The sequence below is a fragment of the Brasilonema sp. UFV-L1 genome (genome assembly GCF_012912105.1).
Lineage (GTDB): Bacteria > Cyanobacteriota > Cyanobacteriia > Cyanobacteriales > Nostocaceae > Brasilonema.
Window position 1 is genome coordinate 18,587 of the sequence record NZ_QMEA01000095.1, and the last position, 8,586, is coordinate 27,172.

Below are 8,586 nucleotides of genomic sequence, written 5' to 3' on the forward strand. Positions count from 1 at the left end.
AGCTTATTTTGGAGATATGCCCATGACTTCATCTCAATCTCCCAATCCATCTTCCCCAGACAACAAGCGCAAAATCCGTTATGCTGTGGTTGGTTTAGGTTGGTTTGCTCAAGCTGCTGCTTTGCCTGCGTTCACTCACGCTGACAACTCTCAATTGGTTGCTTTAGTTTCGGATGATCCTCAAAAGCGTGAAGAGCTTAGTAAAAAATACGGTATACAACACACCTACTCGTATGAACAGTACGAAGACTGCCTAACGAGTGGCGAAATTGATGCTGTTTACATCGCGTTGCCGAACCATTTGCATCGTGAATATACAGTACGGGCTGCTAATCAAGCAATTCATGTGCTGTGTGAAAAACCAATGGCAATCACTGAACAAGAATGTGAGGAAATGATTCATGCCTGTGAAAACAACGGCGTGAAGTTAATGATTGCCTATCGTCTGCATTTGGAGAAAGGCAACTTGCAGGCAATTGAAGTTGTGCGATCGCATAAAATTGGTGAACCACGCATCTTCAACTCGCTGTTTGCGCAACAGGTAGAGCAAGATAACATTCGGATGCGAGATGCGGCTGGTGGCGGTACCCTCTACGACATTGGCATTTACTGTATTAATGCAGCTCGCTACCTGTTTCAAGATGAACCTATTGAAGTTTTCGCTGTCAGTGCTAACAAGGGAGAGCAACGCTTCAGCGAAGTGGAAGAAATGACTAGTGTTATTCTGCGCTTTCCTAACGAGCGACTTGCAACTTTTACCTGTAGCTTTGGTGCTGCAAAAGTCTCAACTTACCAGATCGTTGGCACAAAAGGCAACTTACGAGTCGATCCAGCTTATCCTTGGCAAGGTGAAGTCAAGCACTATCTCACTATTAATGGTGAAACTCAGGAGCATACGTTTGAATCCCATGATCAGCTTGCTGCTGAATTTACTTACTTTTCAGACTGCATTTTACACGATAAAGACCCAGAACCATCGGGAATGGAGGGGTTGAACGATGTTCGTATCATTAATGCTCTTTATCAGTCAATTGAAACTGGTACGTTTGTGCAGCTCGATCACCTTGATCGCCATCAACGCCCTACATCAAATCAGACTATTGAACATCCTCCAGCCGAGGAACAGCCAGAACTGATTCATGCGGCTAGCCCCTCTGGCGAGTCTTAACCTAATTCTGGACACAAACCCGGTTTCGCAGAAGTTATCGGGTTTTTGCACGCGAACTACCCTTAAGCGAACCAGTAGGAAAAAATAGCGAGTCAAAAACGAAACGCTCTCCTCCCTATTTCTGCTGTGCAAAAATAGGGAGGAGGATCGCTTATGGAGATTCATCTTATGATTGTGCGAGAAGCCAGGTTAGACGATGCGTCAGCGATCGCCAGGGTTCATGTAGATACTTGGCGAACGACATACCGTAAGATAGTACCAGATGACTACCTTGCTAGTCTGTCCTACGAGAAGCGAGAGAGTGGCTGGGTACAAATACTAAGTACAGCGGTAGAGGGTAATCATTTTACCTATATAGTTGAGAATGAAGTCCGGCAGATTGTTGGTTTTGCCAGTGCTGGTCCTGAGCGAACTAAAGACTCAGTATACCAAAGTGAATTATATGCCATCTACATCCTAAAAGCTTATCAGCAACAGGGTATTGGACGCTGCCTTACCCAAACTCTTGTCAAAAGGCTTTATGAGTCAGGGTTTCACTCGATGTTGGTTTGGGTTTTAGCAGATAACCCAGCGTGTAGATTTTACGAAGCCCTTGGGGGTCAGAAGGTCTATGAAAAACAGGACGAGACAGGTGGGAGTATACTCAATGAAATTGCCTATGGGTGGACGGATACTCTATCTCTCATAACTGGGATATAGTCATTAGACATTCAGGGGAAGGAACTCTTATGTAACGGAAACTAATGCGGTATTCACAACTCACCGGAATGCACCTAACCGTATAAGCCCGTACAAACCAAAAATATGCGTGAGAAAGCTACATTATTTTTCTTGGCTTTTCTCCCTAAATAAAGGACTTTTGGTTGAATACTGAGTGACTAAGTAACATAACTTTTTCTTGGTGCAAGATGTGAAACAATATGATACAGGCTTCATTTGACTGAAAACACACTGTAATGCGGCAAAAAATCTAAGACTAAGATTTATTTAAAAAAACATTCACTCAATTCTTGAGTTTTAGCTTATCAACATACTTATCATCAATAAGGAATTCTTTATAAATGTCACCTAAAGTCTCAATCATTGTCAACTGTTTTAATCAAGGTTGCTACCTTGAACGGTCAGTAAAAAGTGTCTTAGGACAAAGCTTTACTGATATTGAATGTTTAATTATTGATGATGGTTCTACTGACAATACTCGTCAGGTTGCTGAGCAATTGATGAGTCAGGATGCGCGAGTGAAATACTACTATAAAGAAAATGGTGGTCTTCCCTCCTCTCGTAATTTTGGTGTTCACAAAGCACAAGGTGAATGGATTCAATGTCTAGATGCAGATGATTGGATTCATCAAGACAAAATTCAATTTCAACTCAGCTATTTAGACAAAACTCATATCCATGACGATATAGTCTTTTATTGCGATTATGAGCGGGTGTTTCTAGATGCGAATCAAAATATTGTCAACACTCAGGAAAATATTATTGGATCACTAACCAAAGATGAACTTATTCAACGTTTACTCATTCCCGACTTCCTTGCTGATTCACCTCATCCCGCCCTTCAGCAAGCAATGTTGATGAACAAAAGTATCTTGAGTCAGACAAAGTTTCCAGAATACCTCAAAGCACTAGGAGATAGACATTTTGCTGTAGATATTTTAATGGCAGGTGCGAATTTTATTTACACCCCAATTATTGGTACTTACTACACGAAACATCAGTCAAATCGAACCAATAGTTGGAATTATATGAAAAATTATTATCTTCTTTTTTATGAAAGTCTTATCAAGAATTATCCAGAACTAAACAGTCTTTGTCAAACAGGTTTAGAATTTTTCTTAGACGAAGCCATTATGGAAAAAGAAGAAGAAAATTTTCAAAGATTATTAGCAATAGTTTCCATGCCTGTTCATGTACTCAATAAAAAAGTTTCTATTAGTCACAAAAAACAACTTAAAGCTTTCTACAGTTTTAGAAAACTAATACCAAGTTTTCTACTCTACGAAAAGTATCGCGGTTATCGTACAAAGAAACTATTTTCTATGCTGTCTAGAAAATCCGTCTTTTAAAAATGGCATAAAATACATAGCACAATACGGCTTTTGATTAGATTCTTTGCAACAATGAGAGCCTTTGTAGAGACGTTAGATGTAACGTCTCTACACGTATGAAATCTCCAAAAACAATTTTTTAAAGTCTACTTTTGTAGGCTTTGTTTGATAATCCGTAAACTACCTCGGTCTTCCCAGAGTAGTTACATATAGCACAACTTCAGCGGCAGGAATACCAAGGACTTCATTCACTTGGTCATCAAAGAAACCACCAATACCACTAACACCTAAACCAAGGCGAATAGCAGCTAAGTTAAGCCTTTGTCCCAAATGACCAGCGTCCATGTGTAGATAACGATAAACGCGATCGCCATATTGACTCACTGCTGATTCTAAATCTGCTGTATGAAAAACAACTGCTGCGGCATCTCGTCCTAATTCTTGTCCCAAACAGAGGAAGTGTAACTCTTTTCTGAAGTTTTTAAAACGGATTTGTCGCAATTCTTGTGATTTTGGTGCGTAATAGTAACAGCCGGCTTCAAGGCCTTCTACTCCAGAAACAGCAATAAATGTTTCTATTAAATTTAGGTCAAAGTAATCAGTTGAATTATCAAAACCTTGGTCAACATAATGTTGAGGTTGGTAAGAAAAATCCAGTAAAGCTTTGAGTTCATCAAATGTTAAATCACCACCAGTGTAAGCACGGGTAGAACGCCGCTTGAAAATGGTCATTTCGAGTCCTTCTAGTCTTTTTCCCCAGTCAATCGGCTGACTAACAGTAGGAATTTTTTCACAGAAAGGAAAGTTATATTTATCTTTGATGGCTTTTTCTTGATTGATTTTAGGTGAGTTGAGCTGACTTTTTGTTCCTGCTGGAATTTGCGTGCAGTTATGAAAATACTTCAGCAATTCACCATCGGGAATATGAGGATAGTTAGTTTCGGTAGCAGAGGGTAAGGTTGTTCGCCCTGTGCGTATGTTTTGCTTGATATCCAGCAAGTCTGCTATGGGGAGAACGGCGATCGCACCTTCTTGTTGAGGAGAGATATATAGCAGTTCATTAATTGCTTCATCAACAAAACCACCAATCAGGTGAGGGCGATAGTGAGTCATCGCGCCCGCTAACTCAATATTACCTAACAAGTGTCCTGTATCTAAAAAAATTCTTCGGTAAGCCCTATCTTCGTATCGCCAAGTTGAACGATAGAAAACCGCAGTAATAATGATTGCTAACTGCGTCTTTTCCAAAGTAGGATGCCACAAACAAGCTTCTTGGAGCTTTTGCCAAACATCACTTTCCCAATAAGCTACAAGAGAGTGAGTTCGACACTGGTAATTATACACTCCTCCTGGCAAAAACGGAGTGCCACGAGAAACAACATACATCTCCGCAGGGTACAAGCCACCTGCACTAGGTGCTGTTCTCAAATAAACCGTACTTCCCATAGAAGGCATTTTTGCTGTGACTCCATAGCTACAAAAGAGTAGCCGCGACAGCCGTTGGCACCACTGAGCATTTGGTTCATCAACAAAAGCTTGGGATTTCTGTTGGATATAGGGTTTGAGGTCAAAAGTAGAGCCGATTTTGTACTCTTTGAACGGCACAGGTTGCTTAGACCAGTCTAACCCCTTACCCTTAGAGGTCATAGTCTGCGGGTCGTACTTAGTTCGTTGGTGGTAGTGCTGAGCGATTGACTGACGTAGTTCTGGCATAAGAGTTTAAATATGCTTCTGCTACATATCTTGGCATTCTAGAGGCTCATCATTTCGTCTTAATTAGCACAAATAATGAGTAAATAAGAGTGTTTATTTTTTGATTAAAAATGTAAAATTCAAAATTTTTTCATTTTTGATTTACAAATTTTATAAAAATTTTACTTACCTTTGGTCACTCATAAGCTAACCACAGATAGAGCAAGTCTTGCAAGTATGGCTGCAAAAGATTCAAAAAGTTTACATCACAAGCTTTTTGCCCCTGCTTGCATGGTAGCTTGATTTCCGCGCCTGCTGTACCGCCAAACAGGTAAAAAATCAACTTTGACAGTGAGTTTAGGAGCAAATCAGATGGAGAATTTAGAAAGAAGCTAAAGACTTCCCTAAGTTCTGTTATCATTTGAGCATATATGCCATGAAAAACCTGAATTATCCTAGATGGGCGCATTCGTTAAAAGCATTTCTTGTGGGTACAGCACTGACGTTAAGTTTTGTGAGTATCCCTTCAAATGAGGTTTGGGCGCAATCAAAAGGGCAGAGGATTAAAGATAAAATCCAGACTCTACAAAAATCTGAGCAGCGTTGGATTCAAATTGACCTTTCAGAGCAACGCTTAATAGCTTGGAAGGGTAACACACCCGTCTATAGAGTCATTGTTTCCACAGGTAAGAAATCCACCCCAACTCCGACTGGTGTTTTTCAAATCCAATCTAAGCACAAGGTTGCTCGAATGAAAGGTGAAGACTATGACATTTCGGACGTTCCACATACAATGTATTACAGTGGAGGTTATGCAATTCATGGTGCTTACTGGCATAAAAGATTTGGGATACCAGTTAGTCACGGCTGTGTAAATCTCGCTCCTAAAAGAGCTAAGTGGCTATTTAAGTGGGCATCAATCGGAACGCCAGTGGTGGTGAAAAGATAGGGAATAGATTTGTAGTAAGCACTGAAATGCTTACTACAAGAGATGTTTAGCTCAACTGTGCCACAAGTTGATTCTCCAAGAGCGTTTCATTTGTCAACAAATCCTCAACAGTGATTCGCAAAAAGCGTTGTTCATCAACTTGAAAGCAGACTTTGATGCGATCGCTCCCTGGAAATCCTGGTGGTGTCAGTTGAGCAATTGATCTGGCACCATCTTTATCATTGAGGGGTTTGACATTTGTTTCACCACTGCTAATACTGCGAGTGATCAGGCGATCGCCATCAAAATAAACTTCTGTACCGCCTGTGTCTGCTCCCAATTCCCCCATAATTAATTCAATGCTTGGCTGACTCTCTACAGAAGCGCCCAAAACTAATTGTACTGGTTGACTCATTGGATAAGGTTGTCCAGCCCTAATAATAGGATGCCAGTTATGGCTGTTGTTGCGACGGTCCCAATAACGGATACCATAGCTATGGTAGAGAAAATCTTTCACTTCCACGTCTTGAGCAACTTGTAAAGCGCCTTGAGCAATGGCTTCAAAAGGACGCTCACAACGAATTTTTTCTGGTTCAAAATACTGCTTAATCCATGTTTGTACTGCGCTCATTTGCACTGTTCCACCAACGAGTAAAACAGCATTAATATCTGAAACTTCAATTCCCTGGCGTCGTGCTTGCTGTAACAAGGAATTCATCGACTCATCAAGTCGTTCAAAAAACGAGTGTTCTGTGAGGATAGCATCCAAAGTATCGCGGTTGAGTTCTAACTCATAACTCTCAAACGTCTCATCGTTGAAATAAACTTCACTCGCTTGGGTTTGGGTTGAAAGTTGAATCTTCACTCTTTCTGCAAGTCGTGTTGTCAGGGGACTCACCACCAACTCTTGAGTTTTGGCAAAATAATCAACTATCCAATTATCAATGTCAGTACCACCCAAGTTTTGTCCAGCTTTTGCCAAAACACGAGCAGTTTTTACCTTTTGCTTTGAGTCTTGTGCTAAAGACTTGTTACCCCACTTGAGAAGAAATCCTACAGGCTTTTGAATTCTTTGCACTGTTTTATCTAGCCGCACGAGAGATAAATCTAACGTTCCGCCGCCAAAGTCAATTACCAAGAGAATTTCTTGGTCAATCATACCATACCCCAAAGCTGCTGCTGTTGGTTCATCCAGCATCCGCACTTGTTCGACGCTGAGGGATTGGCAAACTTGTCCTAACCAGTGGCGATAAGTCTCAAAGCTGTCTACTGGTACAGTTAACACCAGAGAATCTATTCCTCCTTGCAGTGGTACCAACTGTTCAATGACTTGAGAAAGGAACCATTGCCCTACTTGCTCAAAAGTGACGATTTGTCCATCTAACTCTGGTAAGAAACCTTGGATATTTGCACCAATACCGCGTTTGAAACTGCGGAAAAATCGCGGGTCATTTTTTAAGTCTAGACCGCGATCGCGCACTTGTTGACCTACCAAAACTTGCTTTTTTGAGGCATCTTCAACATAAAGCAAGCTGGGAATGAGTGGGGGGTTGAGACTTTGTTGAATGGATAAACCAGGTATGTTGAGCGTTTCTGGTTGTTGGGTAACAGGATTCCAGCGAGCGATAACTGTGTTGCTTGTACCAAAATCTATTGCTATTGCCATAGTTGTTTATTATCTCACCGATGCAAAGCGTGAGATTATTTTCTCATCTTAAACCTCTGCAAGGGGACTCCCGCCATAAGCACTAGCCTTGGCGGTAGTGGCGTTGGGACGATTCATTTTTTGAGTTTGCAATTTTGAATGTTTGAGCGATTGTAAGTCAACGGCTAAAAGAAGGATCTTATTGTTAAGTTTTTATGTCAAGATCAGAACAAAGCTAAATGATGCACTACCCCTCTATAGAAAATAGAATTTAAGTTATGCAGAAAAAGCGGCAACAACGCCAAGTTGAACAGCAGGTAGCCTGCACTGATGAAAAATTATTAGCTGCTTTTGAGGAGATAAAGTTCTTACGCGAGCAAGTAGAGTTTTTCCGTGAGTTGGTAGAGAGTCAAAACGTACATTTACAGTACAAACAGCAGCAATTAGAAGAGGTAGAGCAAGAATTGGATGCGACAAACAAAGATTTGTGTATTGCACTCATGCCAGAAGCAAGTTACCCCTTCAGGGGTAACTTGCTTCTGGCAGGTTTAGCCCACTTAACACTCTTTGAGGCTAAGGAATTAGCTCAGACAATTTTGAAAAGTGAAAAATCTGCCCATAAATCAGTAGCAAAGCTACTGACTATTATCTATGGCGAAGAAGTTAAACCAGAGGAATTGCACAAGACAGACATGTTAAGTTTTCAAACAAATCCTTTAAAAAATAATCTTGCTCATCAGATTGTTGCTTCTTCAAAGGAAGTTAAAACTCATTCAAAACAGCTTCGTGCTCGATATAAAGAGCTTGGTTGTCACTTTGTTGCCTTTAAAACTCATTGCACTCAAATTCGTGAACATTTGACTGAGTTTAAAAAAAGAACAAAAGAAACAAATTTAGGTTTTGTGAATCATCTCAAAAACAAGTAGTTAAAATGTTGCTTATAATTCGCTTTTCTGAGTAAAAATTGAGTTATGTGAGTTATGGATAAAAGAGCAAAAAATTTAGAGAAGTCGTCCCAGGAACGTATAGAAATATCAATGGAGCATATAGAGCAATACGGTTCAGTTAAGGCTGAAAGTTTTTGGGAGAATGTGAAATTTGG

Annotated in this window: 7 protein-coding genes; 5 read left to right on the top strand and 2 right to left on the bottom strand. The window is 40.5% G+C overall.

The genetic code is table 11. The annotated features are described in order from the left end of the window. Positions 1–22 precede the first annotated feature (22 nt). From DP117_RS23585 to DP117_RS23595, 3 genes are all read left to right on the top strand, one after another. Complete coding sequence (locus tag DP117_RS23585; protein WP_169220675.1) at positions 23–1,168, top strand: Gfo/Idh/MocA family oxidoreductase; 1,146 nt, start codon at positions 23–25, stop codon at positions 1,166–1,168. A 153-nt stretch (positions 1,169–1,321) separates the two neighbouring features. Further along, on the top strand, positions 1,322–1,867 hold the full coding sequence (locus tag DP117_RS23590) for a GNAT family N-acetyltransferase (protein ID WP_248277790.1): 546 nt from the start codon (positions 1,322–1,324) through the stop codon (positions 1,865–1,867). 362 nt (positions 1,868–2,229) lie between these two features. Further along, positions 2,230–3,237: a glycosyltransferase family 2 protein gene (locus DP117_RS23595; RefSeq protein ID WP_169220676.1), complete on the top strand. Its 1,008-nt coding sequence runs from the start codon at positions 2,230–2,232 to the stop codon at positions 3,235–3,237. 162 nt (positions 3,238–3,399) lie between these two features. Here DP117_RS23595 and DP117_RS23600 read toward each other — a convergent pair whose 3' ends face one another. Then, positions 3,400–4,932, bottom strand: coding sequence for a SagB/ThcOx family dehydrogenase (locus tag DP117_RS23600; RefSeq protein WP_169220677.1), 1,533 nt, complete (start codon positions 4,930–4,932; stop codon positions 3,400–3,402). Positions 4,933–5,347: 415 nt separating this feature from the next. Here DP117_RS23600 and DP117_RS23605 point away from each other — a divergent pair, with 415 nt between their 5' ends. Continuing rightward, on the top strand, positions 5,348–5,860 hold the full coding sequence (locus tag DP117_RS23605) for a L,D-transpeptidase (RefSeq protein WP_169220678.1): 513 nt from the start codon (positions 5,348–5,350) through the stop codon (positions 5,858–5,860). 46 nt (positions 5,861–5,906) lie between these two features. Here the strand turns inward: DP117_RS23605 and DP117_RS23610 are convergent, their stop codons facing one another. After that, a complete protein-coding gene (locus DP117_RS23610; RefSeq protein ID WP_169220679.1) occupies positions 5,907–7,505 on the bottom strand; it encodes an Hsp70 family protein in 1,599 nt (532 codons plus the stop codon). Positions 7,506–7,762: 257 nt separating this feature from the next. On the opposite strand from DP117_RS23610, the gene DP117_RS23615 reads away from it, so the two are divergent. Continuing rightward, positions 7,763–8,410 carry a hypothetical protein gene (locus DP117_RS23615; RefSeq protein ID WP_169220680.1) on the top strand — a complete coding sequence of 216 codons (648 nt, stop codon included), beginning with the start codon at positions 7,763–7,765 and terminating at the stop codon, positions 8,408–8,410. Positions 8,411–8,586: the final 176 nt, after the last annotated feature.